At 71.0% G+C, this 22,755-nt stretch carries 25 protein-coding genes and 1 pseudogene; 13 read left to right on the top strand and 13 right to left on the bottom strand.

The annotated features are described in order from the left end of the window. Positions 1 to 216: 216 nt before the first annotated feature. The gene (locus tag AB0C96_RS03530; RefSeq protein ID WP_362913219.1) at positions 217 to 501 is read left to right on the top strand and encodes a hypothetical protein; all 285 of its coding nucleotides are present in this window, start codon (positions 217 to 219) and stop codon (positions 499 to 501) included. Positions 502 to 596: 95 nt separating this feature from the next. On the opposite strand, the gene AB0C96_RS03525 is transcribed toward AB0C96_RS03530, so the two are convergent. Continuing rightward, positions 597 to 920: a hypothetical protein gene (locus AB0C96_RS03525; protein WP_362913217.1), complete on the bottom strand. Its 324-nt coding sequence runs from the start codon at positions 918 to 920 to the stop codon at positions 597 to 599. Positions 921 to 1,113: 193 nt separating this feature from the next. Between AB0C96_RS03525 and AB0C96_RS03520 the strand changes: the two genes are divergently transcribed. The 3 genes from AB0C96_RS03520 (at position 1,114) to AB0C96_RS03510 (ending at position 4,143) form a co-directional block, all read left to right on the top strand. Continuing rightward, entirely contained in the window at positions 1,114 to 2,106 is a 993-nt protein-coding gene (locus tag AB0C96_RS03520) for a zinc metalloprotease (protein WP_362913215.1), read from the top strand. 217 nt (positions 2,107 to 2,323) lie between these two features. Beyond that, positions 2,324 to 3,106, top strand: a complete 783-nt coding sequence (locus tag AB0C96_RS03515) for a hypothetical protein (protein ID WP_362913213.1) — start codon at positions 2,324 to 2,326, stop codon at positions 3,104 to 3,106. Between the two features lie 293 nt (positions 3,107 to 3,399). Continuing rightward, complete coding sequence (locus AB0C96_RS03510; protein WP_362913211.1) at positions 3,400 to 4,143, top strand: class I SAM-dependent methyltransferase; 744 nt, start codon at positions 3,400 to 3,402, stop codon at positions 4,141 to 4,143. Between the two features lie 136 nt (positions 4,144 to 4,279). Here AB0C96_RS03510 and AB0C96_RS03505 read toward each other — a convergent pair whose 3' ends face one another. After that, a complete protein-coding gene (locus tag AB0C96_RS03505) occupies positions 4,280 to 5,287 on the bottom strand; it encodes an NADP-dependent oxidoreductase (RefSeq protein ID WP_362913209.1) in 1,008 nt (335 codons plus the stop codon). 82 nt (positions 5,288 to 5,369) lie between these two features. Beyond that, complete coding sequence (locus AB0C96_RS03500; protein WP_362913207.1) at positions 5,370 to 6,431, bottom strand: helix-turn-helix domain-containing protein; 1,062 nt, start codon at positions 6,429 to 6,431, stop codon at positions 5,370 to 5,372. Positions 6,432 to 6,684: 253 nt separating this feature from the next. On the opposite strand from AB0C96_RS03500, the gene AB0C96_RS03495 reads away from it, so the two are divergent. After that, positions 6,685 to 7,086, top strand: a complete 402-nt coding sequence (locus AB0C96_RS03495) for a hypothetical protein (RefSeq protein WP_362913205.1) — start codon at positions 6,685 to 6,687, stop codon at positions 7,084 to 7,086. A gap of 87 nt (positions 7,087 to 7,173) precedes the next feature. On the opposite strand, the gene AB0C96_RS03490 is transcribed toward AB0C96_RS03495, so the two are convergent. From AB0C96_RS03490 to AB0C96_RS03480, 3 genes are all read right to left on the bottom strand, one after another. Continuing rightward, on the bottom strand, positions 7,174 to 7,479 hold the full coding sequence (locus AB0C96_RS03490; protein ID WP_362913203.1) for a hypothetical protein: 306 nt from the start codon (positions 7,477 to 7,479) through the stop codon (positions 7,174 to 7,176). Then, entirely contained in the window at positions 7,476 to 7,640 is a 165-nt protein-coding gene (locus AB0C96_RS03485) for a hypothetical protein (RefSeq protein WP_362913201.1), read from the bottom strand. The genes AB0C96_RS03490 and AB0C96_RS03485 overlap by 4 nt, the downstream gene beginning before the upstream one ends. A 64-nt stretch (positions 7,641 to 7,704) precedes the next feature. Then, complete coding sequence (locus AB0C96_RS03480) at positions 7,705 to 8,991, bottom strand: bifunctional GNAT family N-acetyltransferase/ATP-binding protein (RefSeq protein ID WP_362913199.1); 1,287 nt, start codon at positions 8,989 to 8,991, stop codon at positions 7,705 to 7,707. A 156-nt stretch (positions 8,992 to 9,147) separates the two neighbouring features. Between AB0C96_RS03480 and AB0C96_RS03475 the strand changes: the two genes are divergently transcribed. Next, on the top strand, positions 9,148 to 10,128 hold the full coding sequence (locus AB0C96_RS03475; RefSeq protein WP_362913355.1) for an MATE family efflux transporter: 981 nt from the start codon (positions 9,148 to 9,150) through the stop codon (positions 10,126 to 10,128). A gap of 12 nt (positions 10,129 to 10,140) precedes the next feature. Here AB0C96_RS03475 and AB0C96_RS03470 read toward each other — a convergent pair whose 3' ends face one another. The 3 genes from AB0C96_RS03470 to AB0C96_RS03460 are packed head-to-tail and all read right to left on the bottom strand — an operon-like array spanning position 10,141 to position 12,303. Then, positions 10,141 to 10,698, bottom strand: a complete 558-nt coding sequence (locus tag AB0C96_RS03470) for a TetR/AcrR family transcriptional regulator (RefSeq protein WP_362913353.1) — start codon at positions 10,696 to 10,698, stop codon at positions 10,141 to 10,143. Positions 10,699 to 10,709: 11 nt separating this feature from the next. Then, complete coding sequence (locus AB0C96_RS03465) at positions 10,710 to 12,107, bottom strand: amidase (protein WP_362913197.1); 1,398 nt, start codon at positions 12,105 to 12,107, stop codon at positions 10,710 to 10,712. Next, positions 12,094 to 12,303, bottom strand: a complete 210-nt coding sequence (locus AB0C96_RS03460) for a hypothetical protein (RefSeq protein WP_362913195.1) — start codon at positions 12,301 to 12,303, stop codon at positions 12,094 to 12,096. Before AB0C96_RS03460 ends, AB0C96_RS03465 begins: the two co-directional genes overlap by 14 nt. Before the next feature lie 155 nt (positions 12,304 to 12,458). Here AB0C96_RS03460 and AB0C96_RS03455 point away from each other — a divergent pair, with 155 nt between their 5' ends. Next, positions 12,459 to 13,364 (top strand): MBL fold metallo-hydrolase, encoded by a 906-nt coding sequence (locus tag AB0C96_RS03455; RefSeq protein ID WP_362913193.1) that lies wholly within the window; start codon positions 12,459 to 12,461, stop codon positions 13,362 to 13,364. Between the two features lie 164 nt (positions 13,365 to 13,528). Continuing rightward, positions 13,529 to 13,996, top strand: coding sequence for a DUF779 domain-containing protein (locus tag AB0C96_RS03450; protein WP_362913351.1), 468 nt, complete (start codon positions 13,529 to 13,531; stop codon positions 13,994 to 13,996). Positions 13,997 to 14,213: 217 nt separating this feature from the next. On the opposite strand, the gene AB0C96_RS03445 is transcribed toward AB0C96_RS03450, so the two are convergent. From AB0C96_RS03445 to AB0C96_RS03435, 3 genes are all read right to left on the bottom strand, one after another. Next, positions 14,214 to 15,161, bottom strand: a complete 948-nt coding sequence (locus AB0C96_RS03445; RefSeq protein WP_362913349.1) for a hypothetical protein — start codon at positions 15,159 to 15,161, stop codon at positions 14,214 to 14,216. Positions 15,162 to 15,313: 152 nt separating this feature from the next. Continuing rightward, the gene (locus AB0C96_RS03440) at positions 15,314 to 15,832 is read right to left on the bottom strand and encodes a lytic polysaccharide monooxygenase auxiliary activity family 9 protein (protein ID WP_362913191.1); all 519 of its coding nucleotides are present in this window, start codon (positions 15,830 to 15,832) and stop codon (positions 15,314 to 15,316) included. A 145-nt stretch (positions 15,833 to 15,977) separates the two neighbouring features. Further along, on the bottom strand, positions 15,978 to 17,036 hold the full coding sequence (locus AB0C96_RS03435; RefSeq protein ID WP_362913189.1) for a LacI family DNA-binding transcriptional regulator: 1,059 nt from the start codon (positions 17,034 to 17,036) through the stop codon (positions 15,978 to 15,980). Positions 17,037 to 17,293: 257 nt separating this feature from the next. Here AB0C96_RS03435 and AB0C96_RS03430 point away from each other — a divergent pair, with 257 nt between their 5' ends. Next, complete coding sequence (locus AB0C96_RS03430) at positions 17,294 to 18,241, top strand: nucleoside hydrolase (RefSeq protein ID WP_362913187.1); 948 nt, start codon at positions 17,294 to 17,296, stop codon at positions 18,239 to 18,241. Next, complete coding sequence (locus AB0C96_RS03425; protein WP_362913185.1) at positions 18,238 to 19,719, top strand: MFS transporter; 1,482 nt, start codon at positions 18,238 to 18,240, stop codon at positions 19,717 to 19,719. Before AB0C96_RS03430 ends, AB0C96_RS03425 begins: the two co-directional genes overlap by 4 nt. 32 nt (positions 19,720 to 19,751) lie before the next feature. On the opposite strand, the gene AB0C96_RS03420 is transcribed toward AB0C96_RS03425, so the two are convergent. After that, on the bottom strand, positions 19,752 to 20,894 hold the full coding sequence (locus AB0C96_RS03420) for a hypothetical protein (RefSeq protein ID WP_362913183.1): 1,143 nt from the start codon (positions 20,892 to 20,894) through the stop codon (positions 19,752 to 19,754). Between the two features lie 324 nt (positions 20,895 to 21,218). On the opposite strand from AB0C96_RS03420, the gene AB0C96_RS03415 reads away from it, so the two are divergent. The 3 genes and pseudogenes from AB0C96_RS03415 to AB0C96_RS03405 all read left to right on the top strand — a co-directional run. Continuing rightward, positions 21,219 to 21,635, top strand: a complete 417-nt coding sequence (locus AB0C96_RS03415) for a DUF2795 domain-containing protein (RefSeq protein ID WP_362913181.1) — start codon at positions 21,219 to 21,221, stop codon at positions 21,633 to 21,635. Between the two features lie 119 nt (positions 21,636 to 21,754). After that, entirely contained in the window at positions 21,755 to 22,222 is a 468-nt protein-coding gene (locus AB0C96_RS03410) for a DUF5709 domain-containing protein (RefSeq protein ID WP_362913179.1), read from the top strand. 74 nt (positions 22,223 to 22,296) lie between these two features. Continuing rightward, positions 22,297 to 22,680: pseudogene (locus tag AB0C96_RS03405) on the top strand (branched-chain amino acid ABC transporter permease); the annotation flags it as partial. Positions 22,681 to 22,755: the final 75 nt, after the last annotated feature.

Here is a 22,755-nt window from a genome sequence, read left to right as displayed (position 1 = left end):
CTGATTCCACCGCCAGTCCGAACAGCCCCCTTCAGCTGGAGCCGGGCCGGGCGCCGTCGGCAGTACACAACGACCGCGACCACCGCTCCAGCACGCCGTTCGGATCACCGCAGACGACCCTTCAGGTGATTTCCGGACCTCTCACGAGCCGGGCAGCCGCCACAGGGGTACGGCGTTCCAACAGAGCACGCCCCGACCCGCACGAGGAGATCGGCCATGTACGCAGCAGTCCGACGGTACGAAGGGGTAACCGATCCAGCCGAGGCGGGACGCCTGGTCAACGAAGGGTTCGTACCACTCATGCGCCAGGTCCCCGGCTTCGTGGCCTACTACTGGATCGACGCCGGGAACGGAGTCATGGTCTCGACCAGCATCTTCCGCGACCAGGCCGGCGCCGAAGAGTCGGTCGCCAGAGCAGCGGACTTCGCGCGGGACACCCTCGCGACACTGCTCCCCAACCCACCCCAGATCACGACCGGGGAGGTCGTGGCCTCCGCGTGACGGCCCTCGAACCAGCCGTACAAGAAGGCCTCTTGGACGTGGTTTTCTGACTGCTCGACGGCCGGCGATTCGCTGCTCGGCGACTTGCCGGAGAATCACCCTGACGTCGAGCGGATCTCCAGAATGTGCTCGTCGCAGCGCACGATCTCCAACTCGCGGTCCGGCTCTTCGCTTCCGGGGAAGGAAATCGTCAGACGACGGTTCTCCGCGAGGCGCCATCGACCGGGCGCCGACTCCGGAGCGTCTGCCGGGCCCATGGAGTAGTCGATGAAGGTGCCGTCTGCCTGGAATTCCAGCCCGGCACGACCGCGCGCAAGCGGGAAGTCGTAGTCGTCGGGTCGGTAGACGGTGACTCCTTCGACGTCTTCTTCGAAGGAGTGCCACCACCTCTGAAACAGAGTGCGGGGAAGTTCGTTCATCGCTTAACCACCTCGCTGCCAAATACGCCATTTGCGTCATTTGTCCGTCATGCCTACTCTCAAGTGTAGGGGTGGCGGCAGATGTGCCCGCGCAGCAGGGCGTCCGGCCCCGCGCGCTTTCCGTCCAAGGTGGACACACTTCGGCGCTCGAATCACGAGCGGCATCTCCAGACACTGGGCAGGTGACTTAACCATGTCTGACGAAACCGAACGCAGCACTTCGCCCGAGTACACCGACTGGTGCGGCACGATGAGGGGCCACAACGCACTCCTCGACACGACACCCGACTACGCCGAGAACCGCGCGCTGATCGAGGAGACCGCGTCCGCCTATGAACGCGCCCACGAAAGCGGAGAGCGAAGAACGGCGAGGGAGGGCGTGATCGACATCCCCGTCGTCGTGCACGTCGTGCACAGCACCGATGAGCAGAACATCAGCGATGCACAGATCCGCAGTCAGATCGACGTGCTCAACCGCGACTTCCGCAAACAGAACCTGGACGTCGGCAACGTTCCGCAGGCGTGGCGCAACATCGTTGCCGACGCCCGTATCGGCTTCCACCTCGCCGGCACCGATCCGCTCGGCCAGCCGACGAACGGCATCACGCGCACCAGGACCTCGGTCGCTTCCTTCGACGCCCCGGACCCCAATTCCCCCGATCCCGAAAAGCGAACCGACAACAAGGTCAAGTTCGCACAGAGCGGGGGTCAGAATGCCTGGCCGGCAGACGCCTACCTCAACATCTGGGTCTGTCAGCTGACAAGAGGGCTGCTCGGCTACGCGCAGTTCCCCGGTGGACCGGCAGCCACGGACGGTGTCGTCATCACCCATACCGGCTTCGGAACCAACGGGACCGCCACCGCACCGTTCAATGGCGGCCGCACCACGACGCACGAGATCGGGCACTGGCTCAATCTGCGACACATCTGGGGCGACAAGCGGGGCTGCGCCGGCGACGACTTCGTTGCGGACACCCCGAACCAGGAAGGGCCCAATTTCGGGACTCCCGCATTCCCGCATGTGACGTGCAACAACGCGCCGAACGGGGACATGTTCATGAACTTCATGGACTACACCGACGACGTGGCGATGTTCATGTTCTCGGCAGGCCAAGTGGCACGCATGGAATCCACTTTCGAAAACGCCCGTAGGACGTTCGCCACCCGTCAGCTCGTCATGGCGTGACCGGCGGCGGGCCCGACGACGGAACGGCGGATCTCCGGCGCGGCCCGGGCGAAACCGACGGCGCACGACAAGCCGGAGCGGCTCGGCCCGGCAAGGGTGACACGCCGGGCCGAGCCGGACACCTCCGGCGTTCCGACGCGGCCAGGGCCTTTCCGGCCCTGACCCGTCGGACAGGCCTTGGGGTGCACCGTCATGCACATCGTGCGATAACAGCACTATGACGGCGACTCCAACGGCCACGGCCGCGGAAATCAAGATCAGCTTTTCCGGAGACGAGGCCCGGAAGGCAGCCTGTGCGCTCGAACTCCAGGGGAGCGAGAGCCGCAGTCGCACCATCCACTTCTGGGACAGCCCGAGGAAGGGCGGCGACGGCGTTTCGCTGCCCTTCCTCGACCGCGGGGTCATCCTCCGCCTGCGTATGGACGACGAGGCCGATGGGTCCAAGCGCGAGACGGACATGACGGTCAAGCTGCGGCCGTGCCCGCCGCTGCCGGGCGACTGGCAGACCAACCTGAAGGATGAGGACGACGACTGGGAGTTCACGATCGAGGAGGACCGGACCGGTCCCGCCTTCACGCCTGTGTTGTCCGCCTCACTACAGGCCGAGCGGAAGGTCGAGGCGAAGCATGTCGAGGCAGCGCTCAGACCCGAGCGCGGGGCGCTGGATCACTTCCTTGCCAAGCCGCACCGCCACCTCCTTGAGGACGCCGTCGGGTTGAAGAAGGGCGACCTCATGGATCTGAGAGCGCTCGGCCCGGTGTACGCCGTCAAGTGGAAACAGGAATGGGACACTCTGCCCCGCCCCGTGGCCATCGAGGAGTGGACCATCAGGGGCTTGCGCTTCCTTGAAGTCTCGGTGCGCGCGAGTACGGCCGATGCGGCCGAGGTCGAAAAGCAGCTCCAACAGACCCTGCGGAGGCGCAAAGTCGAGCTGCCGCAATCCGGCGAGACCAAGACCCGGGCCGTGATGAGTGCCCTCGCTCATGACCTGCCACTCTGACGGGGCCCCGTCGTCTGTCCGACAACTGCCACTGTGCCGGGGTGGCGCAACGGGTTCATGACCTCCTGCGGGGCCGGACGCGCAGGGCGCTCTGGGGCTTCGTCTTGAATGATGTGTGCGGTGGTGTTGGGCGATAGGAGGGTCACGCGGTCACCTTCTTTGTGTCATCTGCCAGTACGGCGGCCGGACAGGTGCGGAGGAGACTCTCTGCCACGACGGCGGCCCGGCGAGCCTCTGAAATCCGGAGGGCCGGCGTGGCCACGTACAGGACGAAGCGCAGGAGGGGACGGCACGTGAGCGTGCAGCAGTACGACGAGATCGGTGAGGCATTCGAGGGGTTCAAGTCCCTGCCGCTGACGCGTTACGGGGAGGTGCCGAGCTTCCTGGGCATGGTCGGGGACGTGAGCGGCAGGTCGGTTCTCGACGTGGCGTGCGGCACCGGTTTCTACAGCAGGGAGTTCAAGCGGCGCGGCGCCACGGATGTCCTCGGTGTCGACATCTCCGTCGAGATGATCGCCGCCGCGCGGAAGATCGAGCAGCGTGACGCGCTGGGTGTGCACTACGAGGTCGGTGACGTGGCCGAACTGCGGCCTCTCGGCCGGCGCTTCGACATCGCGGTGAGCGTGCAGTGCCTCAACTACGCAGAGGACACCGCGGTGATGGAGCGGATGTGCCGCAACATCCACCGGAGCCTGGTGCCGGGTGGAGAGTTCTTCGTGTTCGCCCAGAAGCCCGACTACCGATTCGACTGTCCGTCCCTGGACAAGTACGGGTTCCGCTGCGAGCCGACCGGTGAGGAGAGCGAGACGGGTCCGCGGGTGCGGGTCACGGCTCTCCTCGACCCGCAGCCGATCAGCATCGTCACCACGGCCCCGCGCCGCGAGGTCTACGAGGAGTGTCTGCGGGCGACCGGGTTCAGTGAGGTGGAGTGGGTTCCGCTACGGGTGTCCGAAGCCGGCGTCCGTGAGTTCGGCGAGGACTTCTGGGCGGACCTCCTCGCCAAGCCGCCGTTGGAGATGCTGCGCTGTCGCGCCTGACTAATCGTCAGATGGCGGGCTCCCGTCGCGTTCCCGTCGTCCCCGGCCACTCGCGCCGGCCGGGGATGCCGGCACCCTGGGGGGCTGTCGTCGCTGCGTCCTCGGTGCCACCGGTCTCGGAGGTACGGACGTACCGTCAGATACGGACCAGCATCTTCCCCGTGTTGCGCCCGTACATCAGGCCGAGGAAGGCGTTCACCGCGTTGCCGATGCCGTCTTCGACGGTTTCCCGGAAGGTGATCCTGTTGTCGACCAGCCAGTTGCTCGTCTCGCGGACGAACTGGGGCTGGAGGGCGGCGTGGTCTCCTACTTCGAAGCCGCGCAGGGTGAGCCGCTTCTTCACCAGGTCGACCATGTTGCGCGGGCCGGGCGGTGGCTCGGTGGCGTTGTAGCCCGAGATGGCCCCGCACAGGGCAACCCGGCCGTGCGGTTTCAGCGCGTCGATGGCCGCTTCCAGATGGTCGCCTCCCACGTTGTCGAAGTACACGTCCACGCCGGTCGGGGCGGCCCGTCGGAGCTGCTCGTGCACGCTGCCGTCCTTGTAGTTGAAGGCGGCGGTGAAACCGAGCTCGCCGGTCAGGTACTTCACCTTCTCGTCGGAGCCGGCGCTGCCGATGACGGCCTTCGCCCCGCGAAGGCGGGCGATCTGGCCGGCCAGGCTGCCGACGGCTCCGGCTGCTCCGGAGACGAAGACGGTCTCGCCCTCGCGCAGTCCGGCGATCTCGATCAGCCCGACGTAGGCGCTGAGTCCGGGCATGCCGAGCACGCCGAGGAACGCGGAGTCCGGCACGCCCTCGACCCGCCGCAGCCTGATGAAGCGCCCGGCGTCGGCGACAGCTGCGGTGCGCCAGCCGAGGTCGCTGAGCACCAGGTCCCCCGGGGCCAGCCCAGCGGCCCGCGACTCGACCACCTCTCCGACGGCCCCACCCGTCATCGGCCGATCCAGCTGGTAGGACGGGATGTCGGCCTCCGCAGCGCCCATGAGCGCCCGCATATAGGGGTCCATCGAGAGGTATGTGTTGCGGACCAGCACTTCGTTGTCGCCGGGTAACGGCAATGCCCGTTCCACCAGGCGGAAGTCTCCTGCGGCGGGCCGTCCCACCGGGCGTTTCACCAGATGCCATTCCTGCGAGGCGCTCGGCATGACGTTTCTTCCTCCAGTACGTGCGGGGCATGGTCCTGTGCTGTTCTTGGAACAGCACACAGGCCCGGCGGATTCCGCCCGCTCAAGCCCGACGTGAGCGCGCCGTGTCGTGCCGGCCTTGGTCCGGGGTGTCGTCCTCCTGTCCGGCGGCTGGAGTCCGGGCCGAGGAGGTGTGCATGGCGGTGCGATATTCGGTGGGGGACATGCCCGTGGCCGTTCGGAAGGTGCGGGAGAAGCCGTCGGGCTGGGGGTAGCCCCAGCGTGCGGCGATGGTGTGGATCGTGAGGTGCCGAAGGGCGGGGTCGGCCAGGTCCTTGCGGCAGCGGTCCAGTCGTTGCTGACGGATGAATGCCCGGGGTGTGGTGCCGTTCTGCTGGAAGATGCGGTGCAGATAGCGCAGGGAGATGCGGTGGGCCGAGGCGATGGTCTCCGGTCCCAGGTGGGGGTCCCGCAGATGCTCGATGATGAAGGCGCTGATCCGTAGGAACAGCACGTGTTGGCCGGACTCTCCGGAGGCGGCCCCGCCGGACGGTGCGCTGCCGCGGTCGAGGTGGTGAGCCAGCACCGTGGACAGCAGGTCGAGGGCGGTGCCTCCCAGGCGGGTGACGTCCTGTGGTGTGCACTGGACGTACTCCTCGGCCAGCCCCACCAGGAACTGGCCGAACAGCCGGCCGACGCCCTCGGTCCACGGTAGGGAGAGTCCGCAGAGGCGGGTGAACTGTTCGTGCGGAAGCCGCAGGAGCTTCTTGGGGAACTGGAAGAGGAGGGTCCTTCCCGGGGTGTCCCCGGCGAAGGTGTCGAAGGGCTGGGAACTGTCGAAGAAGCCCATGTCCCCGCGTCTGAGCAGTGCCCTCTGCCGGTACTGGTCGATGCCTATCTCGCCGGCCGTGACGACGGCGACGTGGTACATCTCCGGATCGGACTGCCGGACGAGCCTGGGCGTCCGCTGCGCGATCACCGAGGCGTAGGAGAGGGCGGAGACCTGTCCCATGCCCAGCGGCATCAACTCGATCCGTGCTCCGAACGTCGCGGTGTCGAGAAATCTCACGCGTTGGGTCACCTGCGCCAGGGCCATGGTCTCGGCCCATGCCTCGGGCCGGTCGTTCACGGGGAACTCGACGGTGTCGATGACTGTTGGATGCATCCCTGCTCCCGGCTCCTCGTGATCCCGCTGATGCGGACTGCTCGACACAGTGCCAAGACGCCGAGAGACGTCAGTGCGTTCCAGGCCAACACATGTGCGCTGGAGGCCAACGACGACCGCCGGCTCCCTCGGACAGGATCTGTCGTGCACGACCACCGCTGCCCACGCCGATACCGCGGCGTCGGGCTCTGACGAGAACTGCCGGGCGCGTTCCCGTACGGGCGCGATTCCCGGCGAATGAACGGGAACTGTGATGACGGATCTGCTGCACAAGCTGGTTTCTGCGGTCCTCACCGGCGGGCTGATCGCCCTGGTGGGGGCGTTGAGCGTGGCCGTTCGCCGGCGCAGGGTCGCCAGGGAGGAGGCTTCCGCTCCGGCCCCGGCCCCGGCCGAGGATCGCTCACAGACCTTGCTGCGGCTGGCTCAGCAGTCCGATCGCAGCCGCGACGAGCTGGCCGCTCAGGGCCGGCAGGAGGAGGCACTGGCGCAGGCCAGGGCGGCTGCCGAGCACTGGCGTGAGCTCACCCGGATGCGGCCGGGCCGGTTTCAGACCCAACGGAGGGCGGCGCTCGGGCGCCTGGGCGAACTGCTGGCCGCTGCCGGACAGGAACAGCAGGCAGCGCAGGTCCGCCAGGAAGCCGCCAGGCTCGTCTGACGGCGGCCGACCCGTTCCGCCTCGCCTGCTCCCGCGGGCTTCCCGGCCGACGGCATGCGGTCCGGCCGCGCCCGGCGGCGGCGTCGCTCAGTCGCCGTGCGAGCCCTCCTCCCCGGTCACCGCGTCGTCTTCGTCTGCGTCGTCTTCGTCCTCGTCCTCGTCCTCGTCCTCGTACGGGTAGTCAGTGACGTAGTCGCACAGCTCGTCGGCCAGGGGTGAATCCTCGTCCTCGGCCCACCAGGGGGTGCGGCGCTCGCCGGAGCCGCCGGTGATCAGTGAAGGGTGGACGGCCTCCATCCAGGGGTGGCTTTTGCCCTCTTCGATCTCGTCGAGGTCCAGCTCGGCGAGCGAGCTGATCCTGGGGACGGGCACCCTGGACTGCTGGTGCTTCACCACCATGTGTTGCGAAAGAAGTCGAACTGTAGGTGGTAGCAGCCGTCCGTCTCGGTGAAGACGATCGGCGGGACGAGGAAGTGCGCGGTGCCGACGGTGGCCGCGACGTCGATGTAGCTGGCCGGGGTCCCACCGACGTTCCAACAGGCGGCGAAGTTCACCGGAGTGAGCGACGGGGCGCTCGACCGGGGCGCGCCGGACGGCACGGGCCTCGGCCGGGGGCGTTCACACCCGGGCGGCGGCCCTGAGGTCGTGGTCGAAGGCGCGGATGTCCTCTTCGGTGAGCGAGGCGCGGGTCGCGACGATGGCCTGGAGGTAGTCGCCGGTGAGCCCGGTCGGGTCGGGGGCCTGCTGCGGGTCCGCTGCCAGGTGTCGTTCGAAGGCGCTCTGTGCGGCGGTGCGTGCCGCGTACTCGATGTCGGCCGGGGTGAAGCGGTCGCTCGCCTCGACCAGCGCGTCCAGCTCGACGTCGACCACCCGGTCCGGTCCGATGTAGCGGGTCCAGATGGCGCGTCGCGCCTCGGCATCCGGCGGACCGACCGGGATGAGGTAGTCGAACCGCCCCGGGCGCAGGAACGCCGGGTCCAGCGAGCGCACCGCGTTGGTCGCACAGATCAGCAGCCTTTGCTCGCCGCGCCGGAACTCCGGGATGAGCTTGAGGAGTTCGTTGGTGACCCGATGGGCGAGCGTGGTCGGGTCCTGTCGCTCGGAGGCGATCTCCTCCGCCTCGTCGAAGAACAGCACGGCCTGCTCCAGGTGCTCGACGCGAGCGAACAGGCGCCGTAGACCGGCCGCCACACCGTGTGCGTCGTCGGCGAGCTGGTAGGGAAACACCTCGATGAACGGCCAGCGCAGCCGGGAGGCCACCGCCCGTGCGAACGTGGTCTTGCCGGTGCCGGGCGGCCCGAAGAGCACCACGGCACGCGGCGGCACCAATCGATAGCGCTCCGCGACGCCCGGGTTCTCCAGCGGCAGCACCAGTCGGCGCTCGATCAACGTCTTCTCCGCGCTCATCCCCGCGATGCGCTCCCACAGCCCGTCCTCGGGCACCACGCCGCCGAGTTGGTCGAGCACGGTGGCCTCGGCAGAATCCGAGGTCAGCAGCTTCTCGAAGTAGCTCAGGCCCGGCCGCCTGGTGTATCCGGAGTTCGTGAAGGCCTGCTCGCCCACCTCCCCCTCCGGCAGCAGTGCCCCGATACGGCGCACTCCCGCCCGTTCCAGGCGCTCCTCCAGGGCGGCGAGCAGTGCCGAGCCGATGCCGTGCCGCCGCCACTGGCGGGCGATGGCGAGCCGGAGCACCCATGCCCGCTCCTGCGCCACCGACGACACCACGGCGCCGACGACCTGATCGCCGACCACGGCCACCACCGCCGGCCCGTCGCTGTGCAGCGCACTGACCACTTCGGCGAGGCTCACCGCCGGATCCGCAGCGGTGTCCCGCGACTCCTCCCAGATGCGCACCACCTGGTCGAGGTCGCCTTCCTCCAGGTTGCGGAGCCGCCACGGAGACATCAGTACCACTTCCCCGCACCCCATTGTCCCCCGGCTCACGCCCACCGGCCTGCCGGAGCGGGGATCCGGCGCCGGCCGCCGTACGGGCGGCCGAGGCAGCGCCCCGTGCGGCGGCCGGGCGTCCGGGCGGCGGGCACGGCGGCGGCCTCACACCCGCTGCACGGCGATGCCTGGCGGGAGAGCGGCGACGAGGTCCGTGCGATCGCCCGTGCCGGCCTCGCCGTCGCCACCCTGGCCGGTGTGGTCGGAGCGGTCCTGATGCTCCTCGTCGGCCGTGCCCTCACCTGGCTCGGTCAGGAAGCCGATGTGGTCGACCGGGTCCGGACGATGCTGTCGGCGCTCGCTCCCGGCCTGCTGCCGTGCCTGTGGTTCCAGACGGTCCGTCAGTTCACCGTCGGCATGCGCCGCCCGCAGGCCCTGCTCCGGATCACCGTCGCCTCGGTCACCGTCAACGGCGGCCTCAACTGGGCCCTGATCAACAGGAGTTGGGGACTGCCACAGCTGGGCCTCTCCGGGGTCGGGGTGGCCACCTCCCTGGTGTACCTGCTGTCGTTCCTGGCCCTGTACGCCTCGGCCAGGCGGGACCCGGTCCTCGCCCCGCGGCTCGGCCTCAACATCGCCCGGGCCGACCGCCGCACGGTCCGCCGCCTGGTCGGACTCGGCGTCCCCATCGCCGCGACCTACGGTTCCGAGGCCGGTTTCTTCTCCGTCACCGCGCTGATGGCCGGCTCCTTCGGCAGCGCCGCACTGGCCGCGCACACCGCCGTCAACCAGCTCGTCCACATCGTCTTCCAGGTCGCCGTCGGGCTCTCCCACGCGGCGTCCATCAACGTCAGCCGGGAACTCGCCCTCGGCCGCACCGAGACCGCCCTGCGGCTCAAGAACACCGCGCCGGCCTGTGCCGCCGCGGTCATGGTGGTGGTCGGCCTGGTCTACGTCACACTGCCCGGCCTCGTCCTGAGCCCGTTCTTCGACACCGGCGGTGCGGCCGACATCGGCGTCGGGCTGCTGCGCGGCCTCCGCATCTGGCTCGGCCTGCTCACCGGCCTGGCCACCACCGCCGTCCTGCTGCTGCGCCGCTACACCGCGGTCCTGAGGGCGACGTTCGCCGGGCCGCGGACGGTGTCCGCGGCGTAGCGGGGCGGCTCGTCAGGCGTGCGACGGCGGCGGTGCCAGTACCGCCCGGACCAGCTGGTCCGCGTAGGACGGCGGCAGCTCGCCCGGGCGGAAGAGGATGCGGTACATCATCGGCGCCACCACGTGGTCCAGGACGGCTTCCACGGTCGGGACGTCGTCACCGCGCTCGGTCGCGCGGGCCAGTACGGCCTCGATCTGCTCGGCGGCGTACGCCGAGCACCGTCCGGCGTTGCTGCCGTCCGGGTCGCCGAGCAGTGCGTCGCGGATGTAGGCGCGACCCGGGCCGGAGGCCATCTCGTCGAGGAACTGGCGGGCCCAGGACGTCAGGTCCGCCCGCAGGCTGCCGTGGTCGGCCGGCGGTTCCTCGGGGCGCAGGCGCTCGACCGCGACGTCCGACAGCAGTTCGTGGATGTCGCCCCAGCGGCGGTAGATCGTCGAGGGGGTGACGCCCGCGCGGGCCGCGACGGCCGGCACGGTCAGCGCCGCACGGCCCTGCTCCGCCTCGATCTCCCGCACGGCGGCGTGCACCGACGCCTGGACCCGGGCGCTGCGCCCCCCGGGGCGGGCCATCGGCTTGGGACTCATGGGCTCACCTTAGAACAACACCCTGCCGCCTCCGTCGATTCGTAGGCGTGACCGGTGCGCAGCACCGTTACCTCGTCCAGGGGCCGCCCGATCACCTGCATTCCGATGGGCAGGCCTGAATCGTCCCGGCCGACCGGGAGGGTCAGGGACGGCAGACCGGTGAGGTTCGCGGGGGCGCAGAGGCGGACGTAGGCGTCGGAGACGGTCTCCGTGCTGCCGTCCGGCCATTGGACGGTCTCCTGGTCGGACGGGGCCGCCGTCATCGGGACCGTCGGCGCCGCCAGCACGTCGATCCGGTCGAACAGCCGCAGCCACTCCCGGCGCATCAGCGTGCGGGAGCGCTGGGCCCGTAGGTAGTCGCCCGCCGACACCAGCGCACCGGCCTCCAGCAGGACCCGGACGTCCGGCGCGTACAGCTGGGGGACCGTGCGCAGCGTCCGCTCGTGGTAGGCGGCGGCCTCGGGGACCATCAGGCCCCACTGGGTGGCCTGGACGTAGCGCGTCATGGGGATCTCGACGTCGACGAGGTCGGCGCCCAGGTCCGCCAGCCGGGCGAGGGCACCGCGCACGGCGGCCTCGACCTCGGGGGCGACCCGGTCGAAGTAGTAGTCGACCGGGACGCCGACGCGCAGGCCCGTCAGGTCTCCGCCGTCGCCGGGCAACGGGTACCCGGTCGGCGCGGTGCGCGGGCCGGCCGGGTCGTGCCCGTCGGGGCCCGCGAGTGCGGACAGGACCAGTGCCGCGTCCCGCACCGTACGGGTCAGCGGGCCGACGTGGTCCAGGGACCAGGACAGCGCGGTGACGCCGTCGCGGGAGACCAGGTCGTACGTCGGCTTGAGTCCGACCAGGCCGTTGAGCGCCCCGGGCACCCGGATCGAGCCGCCGGTGTCGGTCCCGAGGGCGAAGGTGGCCGCTCCGGCGGCGACCGCGACGGCCGAGCCACCGCTCGATCCGCCCGCGACCCGCCCGTGGTCCCAGGCGTTCCGGGTCTGAGGTGTCGTCAGCCCGTAGCCGAACTCATGGGTGTGCGTCTTGCCCAGCAGCACCGCGCCGGCGGTGGACAGTCGGCGGGCCACGGCGCTGTCCGCCCGCGCGCGGTGGTCCGCCCTGACGCGGGAGCTGGCGGTGGTCGGCATCCCGGCCACGTCGATCAGGTCCTTGAGCGCGAACGGGATGCCGTGCAGAGGGCCGCGGTACCGACCGGCCGCGATCTCGCGTTCCGCTCGGGCGGCCGCCGCGCGGGCCGCTTCACCGGTCACGGTGACATAGGCCCCGAGCCGTTCGTCGACGGCACCGATCCGTTGCAGAACGGACTCGGTCAGCTCCACCGGGGAGAGCCGCCGCGCCGCCACCGCGGCGGCCGCCTCGGCCAGGGTCAGTTCATACGGATGCATCGGGCACCTCCGCGGCGAAGGCGTAGCCGGCGGCGGGCGGGGTCTCCGCGAAGTCCACCTCGCGCAGGGTGCCGATGACGGTGTGGATGTGGTGTGCGACGGCGGCGACATCGGCGTGGCGCTCGACGGCCAACGGGAGACCCGCGTGGCGCGCCCATCGGGCGACGTCCTGGGCGGTGGGTTCGGTTGCGGACACGGCAACTCCTGGGCGCGGGGGGTGTGATGGTCGGCGGTGGGCCGAAGGCGACAGCACCCCGGGAGGGCAAAAGCGAAGTCTTTGCGTTAGCGGAGATTACGGGCTAGGGTCTCTTAACGCAAACAGATAGCCTTTACGAAGGAAGGGAGACGCCGATGGACAGCCCCTCGGCCACCTCGTCCGCCACGTCCGCCGCCCGGTGGACCGTGGGCGACCTCACCGTCCACCGCATCGACGAGGTGCCGCTGCCCCCGCCCACCGGCGCCTGGCTGCTGCCCGAGGCGAGCCCGGAGACGGTCTCCCAAGTGCCCTGGCTGCGGCCCGACTTCGCCGACGACGCCGGAGCCCTGCGGCTGGCCAGCCACAGTTTCGCGTTCTCGGTGGACGGCCTGCGGGTGCTCGTCGACACCGGGATAGGCAACGGCAAGAACCGCGCCAACCCGGCCTGGAACCAGCTGAACAGCGACTACCTCACCCGGCTGCGCGACGCGGGCTTCGCCCCGGAGAGCGTCGACCTGGTGATCCTCACCCACCTCCACACCGACCACGTCGGATGGAACACCCGGGCGGACGGCGGGACGTGGCAGCCCACCTTCCCCCGCGCCCGTTACGTGACGGCCCGCGCGGAGTGGGACCACTGGGCCGGGGCGGACATGGACGCCGCCCGGCGGGAGATGTTCCGCGACTCCGTCCACCCCGTCCGGGACGCCGGTCTGCTCCACCTCGTCGACGCCCCGGCCGAGGGCACCGACATCGCACCGGGCGTCCGGCTGCTCCCCACGCCGGGACACACGCCCGGCCACCTCTCCGTCCAGCTGCGCAGCCGTACGGCCGGCGCCCTGATCACCGGCGACGCGATCCACCACCCGGTCCAGCTGCCCCACCCGGGCCTCACCAGCTGCGTGGACATCGACCCCGGCCAGGCGGCCGCCACCCGGCGCCGCCTGCTCGCCTCGCTGGCCGACACCGACACCCTGGTCCTGGGCAGCCACTTCCCCGCGCCCACCGGCGGACGGGTGACCTCGCAGAGCGGCGCGTACCGGCTCGCACCCGTGCGGTAGCAGACCGTCGCCCGTCGGGTGCAACCACCGTGCAACGTAGCGAGGCGTTGACTGGGTCCCCACCTCCGTCGCGGGCCAGGAAGGGGACGACGACACGTGTACCGATGGGAGAGCACCAGGCCGCCACTGATCGGTCGTTGCCCGACGCGCGCGGGCCGGCGCTGATGGGCGGCGGCGACGGACGGGACGCGACCGCCGCGGACGCGGCAGAACCGGAGGGCGCCTCTCGTATCGCGCTCACCCCGGCGGCGACCGAACTGCTGCGCCTGCTGCACGGTCAGCACGGCGCGCTGATGTTCCACCAGTCCGGCGGCTGCTGCGACGGCAGCGCCCCGATGTGCTACCCGGCCGGTGAGTTCCGTACCGGGGCGGCGGACGTGCTGCTGGCGCGGCTGCGCGTGGCCGGCGTGCCGGAACCGGTGGACTTCTGGATGTCGGCGGACCAGTTCGCACGCTGGCGGCACACGCATCTGACCGTGGACGTGGTGCCGGGGCGGGGTAGTGGGTTCTCGCTGGAGGCGCCGGAGGGCGTCCGCTTCCTGATCCGCTCCCGGCTGCTCACCGACGGGGAACGGGCGCGGCTCGGGGAGCGATCGGGGCCGGGCGGAGGGAAGGGCCCGGGCGCGAGGTGAGGCCCCACGCACGGGGGAGAGCGCAGGGCCTCACTTATGTGAACGGGCGGGGCGGGGCATCGGTTCCCCGCACGTGAAGATTTCGCAAAAAATCTTGCGCGGTACGGTCCGGTCGCCCTCGCGGCACACCGTCGGTGACTCCACCGGCCCGTCGGGACCCCACCGGCCCGTCGGGGACCCCAGGGGCGCGTCGAGACCCCGCCGGCCGTGCGGCCCGTCAGTCCCCGCTCTGGACGAGCCGCTCCAGCAGCTCCTGGAACTCCTCGTCCACCACCACCCGCAGCCCGTCGCCGTCCGGCTCGCTCAGCGCCGTCATCACGCCCCGCCGCCACCAGAACACCCTGGGGCTGATGGCGCCCGCCGCGTCCTCGTGCCCGGCCGCCGCGAACTGCGCCATGGCCTGCAACGCCGGGATGACCCGGGCGTCGTGGATGCGGTGGAACGCCAGCTGGTGGCGGAAGGGCATGGCCACCAGCGCGCCGTCCGCGGTGAGCCCGGTGCCCATGAGCCGCTGTACCAACTCGTCCAGCACCAGCACCCGGCTGGCGGTGAAGAAGGAGTCGCCCAGCAGAACCTCGAACGCCGTCCCGTCGCCGCGCCGGACCGTCTCGTGCCCCTCGACGGGCAGCGCCCGCAGATTGTTCATCGCCCGGATCCGCAGCTCGGCCACGTCGCCGAGGTCCGCCAGCGAGTCCTCGCTCAGCATCTGCACCGCCTCGGGCAGATCGAGCGCCAGGACCTCCCGCAGCCCCGGCGCCGGCTCCCGGCCGTAGCGGAAGGAGTCCGAGGCCGGCAGCGTCTCCTGGGCGACGACCCGCGGGTAGAGGCAGGCCCGGATCTCGTCCTCGCTGAGGATCTCCAGGGGCTGCGGGCCGTCCATCGTGCGCAGTACCTTGCCGACGTGGTCCCGGATCAGCGCCGGCCAGCTGCGCTCGCCCCGCCGGTCGCGGTGGCACACCGCGGCGAGGTTGCCGAGGCCGAACTGACGCCCCGCGGAGTCGGTGACCACTCCGGCGTACGCGGTCACCTCCAGGCCCTGTTCCGCGAAGGCCTGCCGGACCTGGGATCTGAAGACTCCGCCTTCGCGCTCGGAGAAGAAGCTGAACTCCCCATCGCGTACCAGGTCGCGGGGATCCCGCTTCGGTCCTCGGCGGAACAGGCCCATCTCTTCCTCCCGGCAGCGGCCACGCACAACGGCCATGAATGGGCCGATCGTAACGGGTGCGCCCACCGCTCTCCTCGCCCTGCCGGCCGCCGTTCGCATGGCGGACGGTGCGGGGCGACGAGGCGGTGGGGGACGGGAGGGGTCGAGTGGCGTCAGCCGCCGATGTTGACGTCGATGCAGGCGTAGAAGGCGTTCGCGGTGTCGGCGATGTTCCAGACCGCGAGGATCTTCTGCTTGCCGGTGATGCCGCCGAAGTCGACGGTGTGGGTCACGGTCTCCGGCGGCTGGGCGCCGCCGTCGTCGAACTCCGCGACCTTCGTGCCGCCGACGAAGTACTGCCAGGTGCTGGTTGCGTGACGTGCCGTCAATCGCCAGGTGAAGGTCTGGGAGCTGCCGATCGGGGTGACCTGCCACCCTTTGGAGTCGTCGTCGAGCTCGGCGAACCGACCGTTGCCGCCGCTACAGCTGGTCAGCCCCTTGGGGCCCTCGACGCTCTGCGGCTCCCACTTGATCGGACCGCAGTCGATGGTGCCGGCCGCACACTGCGCCTGCCGGCTGGGCGGTGCGGACACATACCCGTGGGCACTGGCCGGAGTGACCGGCATGGTGACGACGAGCAGTGGGGCGACGCCCGCACCGATGGCGAGGGCCAGCCTTCTCTTCCTGTCCATGTCAACCCTTTCGCGAGGGGGGTGAATAGCGCGAGGGTGAGGTAATTGGTCTGGACTTTACTCGCCGGCCGAGTACGGTCAAGGGGTCGCGGAGGAGCTGGTCGACCACTCACCGCCTGCCGTGGAACGAACTCTTGACGTCGCGTCAGAGAGTGCTCTCGGCGCTTCTGGAGCGGCGATCCTGCCCGGGAACCGGTGCCACGCCGCCAGGTGTACTGGAGGCCCGGACGACGAGCTCGGGCGCGAGCCGGACCGTGCGGCGCGCCCCGACCACTCCCCCGGCCGGACGCCGGCCCAGCAACCGGGCGGCCTCGGCGGCCAGTTCACCGACCGGCTGACGGACGGTGGTCAGCGCGGGGTCGGCGAGGCCGGCGAGCGGGATGTCGTCGAAGCCGGTGACCGCGACCTCGCCCGGCACGTCCGCGCCCAACTGCCGCAGCCGCTGGAGCGCACCGGCCGCGATGAGGTCGTTGGCACAGACCACGGCGTCCGGCCGGGACGGCCAGAGGAGGTCGACGGCGGCCCGCCCCCACTCCACGGAGAAGTCGCCCAGCGCCGTGCGCCCGGGGGCCCGCGGGTCCAGGGCCGCCGCGCCCGACTCGTACGCGGCGCGCCGCTCGGCCGCCGCCGAGGCGGTGCCGGCCGCCCCGATGAAGCAGGGGCGGCGGCGCCCCGTGGCGGCCAGGTGCTCAAGGACCAGGGCCATCCCTGCCGCGTTGTCGACGGCGACCGAGTCCGCGACGCCGGGGCCGCAACCGCGGTCGAGCAGCACCAGCGGCACCTGTGCGGCCGCCGCGGCCACCGCCTCCCGGCTGCGCCGTTCGTCGACCGGTATCAGCAGCAGTGCATCCACCTGACGGGCCAGCAGCGCGCCGATCCGGTCCGCCTCGGTGACCGGGTCGTCGTCGCAGTCGGCGAGCAGCACCGCCCGTCCCTCGGCGTGCAGGGCGTGCTCCAGCTCCCGGACGAGGGTGGGGAAGAACGGGTTGGTGATCTGCGGCAGGACGAGGCCGACGGTGCCGGTGGAGCGGCTGCGCAGCGCACGGGCCACGTGGTTGGGCCGGTAGCCCAGGCGCTCGGCCGCCTCGCGTACGGTCCGGGCGGTCTCGGCGCCCACCGGGCGGGTGCCGGCCAGCACGCGGGAGACCGTGGCGATGGAGCAGCCGGACGCCAGCGCGACGTCCTTCAAGGTGACTTCGGCCACGGTGGTGCGCCCCTTTTGTCGAGCGGATCCCCGGATGACGGCGACGGATGGCGGCAAACGTTATCACCGGTCACCCGCCGTATCGGCGATCCGGATCAACCGGTCGTTTGGCTCACATTCCGTTGACATTCGGCGCGGTAATGAGCCAAATTCTCGGAGAACGTTTTCCCACGGCAGCAGCCCCCTGCGGCGCTCCCCCAGAGACTTCACCCCGCACCCCCCGCACCACCGTTCCGCAGAGCAAAGGGGCTCGTCCGTTGGCCAGAAAGATCATCCTCGACTGCGACCCGGGGCATGACGACGCGGTCGCCATGCTCCTGGCGCACGGCAACCCCGATGTCGAGCTGGTCGCGGTGACGACCGTGGTCGGGAACGCGACGGTCGAGAAGGTGACCCGCAACGCCCTGTCCGTCGCGCGCATCGCCGGGATCACCGGCGTCCCGTTCGCGGCCGGCTGCCCGCGTCCGCTGGTACGGGACATCGAGACGGCACCGGAGGTCCACGGCGACTCCGGTCTGGACGGCCCCGAGCTGCCCGAACCCACCATCGAGCTGGACCGCCGGCACGCCGTCGACCTGATCATCGACACGGTGATGTCCCACGAGCCCGGCGAGATCACCATCGTGCCGACGGCCGGACTGACCAACATCGCGCTCGCGGCGCGCAAGGAGCCGCGCATCGTCGAGCGGGTCCGTGAGGTCGTGCTGATGGGCGGCGGCTACCACCAGGGCAACTGGAGCGCGGTCGCCGAGTTCAACATCAAGATCGACCCCGAGGCCGCGCACATCGTCTTCAACGAGAAGTGGCCGCTCACGATGGTCGGCCTGGACCTCACCCACCAGGCGCTGGCCACCCCCGCGGTCGAGGAGAAGATCGCCGCGGTCGGTACCCGCCCCGCGCGGTTCGTGCTGGAGCTGCTGGACTTCTTCCGCGAGGCCTACCGGGAGAACCAGGGCTTCGAGCACCCGCCGGTGCACGACCCGTGCGCGGTCGCCTACGTCATCGACCCGGACGTGATGACCGTGCGCAAGGCCCCGGTGGACATCGAGCTGCGGGGCGCACTGACGGTCGGCATGACCGTCACGGACTTCCGCGCCCCCGCGCCGGACGACTGCACCACCCAGGTCGCCGTCGAGCTCGACCACGAGCGGTTCTGGAACCTGGTCGTGGACGCACTCCAGCGGATCGGTGACGTCGAGGCATGAGCACGTCCACCACTTCGCGCCCCGTCGAGGCGGCGGGCGGCACCGGTTCCGGCGTACGCATAGGCGTCCTGCTCACCGCGCTGCTCGCGGCCTGCTTCGCCTTCCAGCTCAACGCCAGCATGCTCAGCCCCGCGCTGAAGAACATCGAGGACACCCTCGGCGCCAGCTCCGCCGAGATCGGCCTCACCCAGACCGCGTTCTTCACCTCGGCGGCGCTGTTCTCGCTCTTCCTCCCCCGGCTCGGCGATGTCATCGGACGCCGCCGGGTGCTGGCCGGCATGCTCGGCCTGATGGTCGTCGGCTGCGTCGTCGCCGCCCTGGCGACCAGCGTGCCGATGCTGTTCGCCGGCCGGATCATCCAGGGCGTCTGCGGTCCGGTCGTCCCGCTGTGCCTGATCATGCTGCGGGTCGAGGTCCAGGAACCCAAGCGGTACGGCACCCTGCTCGGTGTGATCACCGCGGTCAACGGCGGTATCGCCGGCGTCGACTCGCTCGCGGGCGGCTACCTCGCCGACAACCACGGCTTCGGCTCGGTCTTCTGGGCGATGGCGGTGGTCGCGGCCGTCGCGGCCGTACTGGTCGCCACGCTGACCCCGGAGTCGCGGGCACCGGTTCTGGACGCGCCCGGGCACCCCGGATCCCGGATGCCGGGCGCCGCCAGGATGGACTGGCCCGGTGTCGCCCTGCTCGTGGTCTCGGTCGGCTCGCTGCTGACCGCACTCAACGAGGCGGGCAAACTCGCCGCCGCCGACTGGCCGCTGATCGCCGTCCTGGTCGTCGTGGCCGCGGCCGCCTTCGCCCTGTTCTGGCGCACCGAGGACCGCAGCGGACACCCGCTGGTCGCCACCCGGCACCTCAAGCAGCGCGCCACCTGGGCGACCCTGTTGACCACCGTGCTCACCATGACCGGTGTCTTCGCGGTGATGAACGGGCTGATCCCGGCCTTCGCCCAGGACGCCCAAGCCGGTCTCGGCATGAGCGCCGAGCAGTCCGCCTGGTGGACGCTGTCCCCGTACGCGCTGGCCGGACTGGCGATGGGCCCGCTGGCCGGCCGACTCGCGGCCACCTTCGGGTACGGGCGGGTGCTGCGCCTGGGCCTGGTCGGCTCGGTGGCGACCGTCGTGCTGATGCTGCTGACGATGCACAGCCACTCGCAGGTCCTGCTGCTGGTGACCTCCATCCTCGTGGGCGTTACCTATGCGGGCGTGGCGAACATCGTCCTCAACGGTCTCGGCATCGTCCTCTCCCCCGGCGACAACCCCGGCTTCCTGCCCGGCCTGAACGCGGGCGCGTTCAACCTCGGCGCGGGCCTGAGCTTCGCGGTGCTGTACGCGGTCAAGACCGCTGCCGCACCGACGGACCCGGCGTCGGCCGGCGGCTACACCGCCGGCATGATCGCGGGCGTGGTCATCCTGGCCGCGGCCATCGCCACGTCCTTCCTGATCCCGAAGCCGGTGGCGGCCGAGGCGCAGGACTGAGGCGTGCGCCGCCGGGGTTCGGCGCCGCGCGCTCACCCCGGCGGCGCCTCCTCCGTCCGGCGGAGGATCGCGCCGAGCCCGCCTTCCGGGGCCCGTTCGGGATCGCGGATCACCACGATCTCGGCGCCGCTCGCGGCCGCCGACCGCACCAGGGCGTCATCGGCCCGTGCGCAGGCCGGATGGTCCTCGCCGAGACCGACCAACTCCGTTCCGCGTACCGCGAGTTGATCGACACCGGGGCCCACCCAGACCTGCCGCGCGACATCCGCGCCGTGCGTGCCGACCAGCAGGGTGTCGATCCGGTGCTCCCGGGCCGCCTCGACGAGTTCGGGGATGCCGCTCGCGGCGCGCCGGGCGCGCTGCCCGCCGGGCCGGTCGCCGGTTCGGAAGCGGTCCGTCACCGCCACCTCGTGTTCGCGTTCCTGGATCGCCCGGACCTGGGCGATGTCCCGCTCCACCAGGTCGTGCTCGGCGCCGGGCGCACGGGCGCCGTGTTCGCTCTCGTAGGTCACGGCGCGCAGCGGCTCGGGCAGCCGCTCGTGCACCAGATGCCGCTCGCGGGCCTCGCCGATCAGCACGATCGCCTCGGCACCGCTGCTCTCGAAGGCCTCGCGGGTGGCGTCCGCGATCTCCCCGGCGGTCTGCTCCCGGGTGCTCTCGGCCGGGGTCCGGACGTGCCGTTCGGATCGGTCGGCCGCGGTGGTGCGGTGGGCGGGCCGTTCGGCGCCGGTGGCCCGTCCGGCGTCCTCCTCGGTCGCCGGCGCCCCCAGGACGGAGAGGTCCGCCCCGGTCCGGTCCAGACGGACCACGAGGCACACCGGATCGTCGCCGACCGCCGCCAGCAGCGGGGTGACCCGGGGCACCGGCCCCCAGGCCGCGAAGGGGGTGGCGGGCGGCCCGGGCAGTGGTGTGTCCAGCACGACCACGCCGTCGGCGGCGAAGAGCACCCGCCCGGTGTGCACACCCGGTTCGACGCGCCGCGGCGCGATCAGGGCCTCGTGCACGGCACCACAGGTGGCCTCGTCCGCGCCCAGTGCGAAGAGTTGCGCCGTGGTGGCGCTGGCCAGCAACTCTTGTTCTTTTTCGACGTCCTCGGTGCCGTGCTGGATATCGGCGTAGACCGTTGCCCAAGGGCCCGGCCGGTCGATGACCGGCCGAAGGAGCGAGAGTCGCATGGCGCTGCCTCCTCGGATTCCTCGGATTCCCCGGATCCTGCGCTTCCACCAGTATGCGGTGGGGTTTCGTGAGTGGGCGTGGTGACCACCACCGGGTGCGGTGGGCTGTCATACGAATTCCCGTTCCCCCAGGGCGTATGCATTCCGGGCATATGCCCATACGCTCCCACGGCACCGGCGCCGCCCTCGCTCACCTTCCGTGCCCGTCCGCACGAATTCCGTGCGCGGCCCGGGAAAGGCGCCGTCGGGTTGTTAGGGCGGAGGGACCGGGGAAACTGGGAGAGACGCGTCGGGTCTGTACGACACGTAGAGCCGGAGGCAGCCATGGTCATGGAACACGGAACGGACAAGACCGGCCCCGCCCGGGACGACGTGATGAAGCGGCTACTGCGCGGGGAGCTGACCGCGGAGCGCTCGCTGCGGGCGAACGAGGAGCACGAACTCCAGCCGGCCGGCGAGGACCAGCCGGTGGCGGCCTGGTCACCCGAGAGCCGCTTCCGCGGCGGCACGCCGAGTGGCATGACCGAGCAGGACGTCGGGTTGCGCTCCGAGCTCGCCCAGCACCTCGGCCGGAGCCTGTACCCGGCCGACAAGAACACGATCATCGAGACGCTGCGCCGCAACAACGCACCGGACCAGTTGGTCAGGATGGCCGAGCGGCTGCCCGCCCACGAGCGGTTCGGCAATGTGCAGAGCATCGCCGAGGCCGTCGGGATCCACACCGAACAGCGCCGCGCCTGAGGTCAGGCCCCTTCCGGCCGCCGTGGCGGTGCCGGGCGGCGGTCGGAGGCGGACAATTGGTTGTACCTGCACCTGCCGGACCGCGGCGGGGCGAGCGGATGGGGAGAAGGAGGGCGGTCATGTCCGACGACGCGATGGGCGACGAGGTCTACCAGCCGTCCAGAACCGATCCCCAGGACAACCCCAACGACCTCGACATGGAGGACGCCCTCGGCGAGCCCGGCCTCGACGAGATGCTGGACACCGGCTATTCGCCCCCCGAGCGGCCCTTCGTGGTGAACCACGAGGGCACCACCGCACGGGAGCTGCACGAGCGCGAGTCGCTCGACCACCGGCTGTCCGTGGAGCTGCCGGACGTCTGCACACCCGACGGCGACGACATCGGCGACCTGCCGGACGGCGTGGGCGAACCGGTGGACATCGAGTGCGGCCACGAGCGGGCGGGGCGGCTGGTCGGCTCCGACGAGGGCTTCTGGCGCGGCGGCAGCAGTGACGTCTCGGCGCGTGACGTGGGAATCGACGGCGGCGCCGCGTCCGCGGAGGAAGCGGCGATGCACATCGCGCACGACGAGGACCTTCCGGAGTGACGGCCCTCCGGAGTGAGTGACGCCCCACCGGGCCGATCCGCGGTCAGGAATCGGCCTTGATCTCCTTCATGGTCGCCTACGCCCTGACCACGGGCGAACGGGCCCGCTCCTGGTCCGGCGGCCGGATCCGCCGGCTCCAGGTGTTCCTGCACCTGTACTGGGTCGGCGGTGCCACCGTGGGCGCCCTGCTGGGCTCGCGGGTACCCGACAGCGTCACCGGCCTGGACTTCGCGATGACCGCCCTGTTCGCCGTGCTGCCCCTGGACGCCGTCCGGGACCGCCGCGGCGACCTGCCCACGCCGGCCCTCGCGCTGCTCAGCGCGCTGGCCGCCCGCCTCCTCTTCCCCAGCCAGCTGCTGCCGGCCGCCTTCGCGCTGTTCACCGCCGGGCTCCTGGCCCGCACCGTTGCGCGGGGGAGGATCCCGCGAAGCGGCGGCGGGGCCGACCGGGAGCGGTGACGATGGGAGGTGCCGAAGGGACAGCACGGTGGGATGGAGGAGCCACGTCATGGAACGGGAACTGCACCACAGCGG

Origin of the sequence: Streptomyces sp. NPDC048506, assembly GCF_040651315.1 — a bacterium.
Classification (GTDB): domain Bacteria; phylum Actinomycetota; class Actinomycetes; order Streptomycetales; family Streptomycetaceae; genus Streptomyces.
This window is presented reverse-complemented; position numbering and strand designations above follow the sequence as displayed.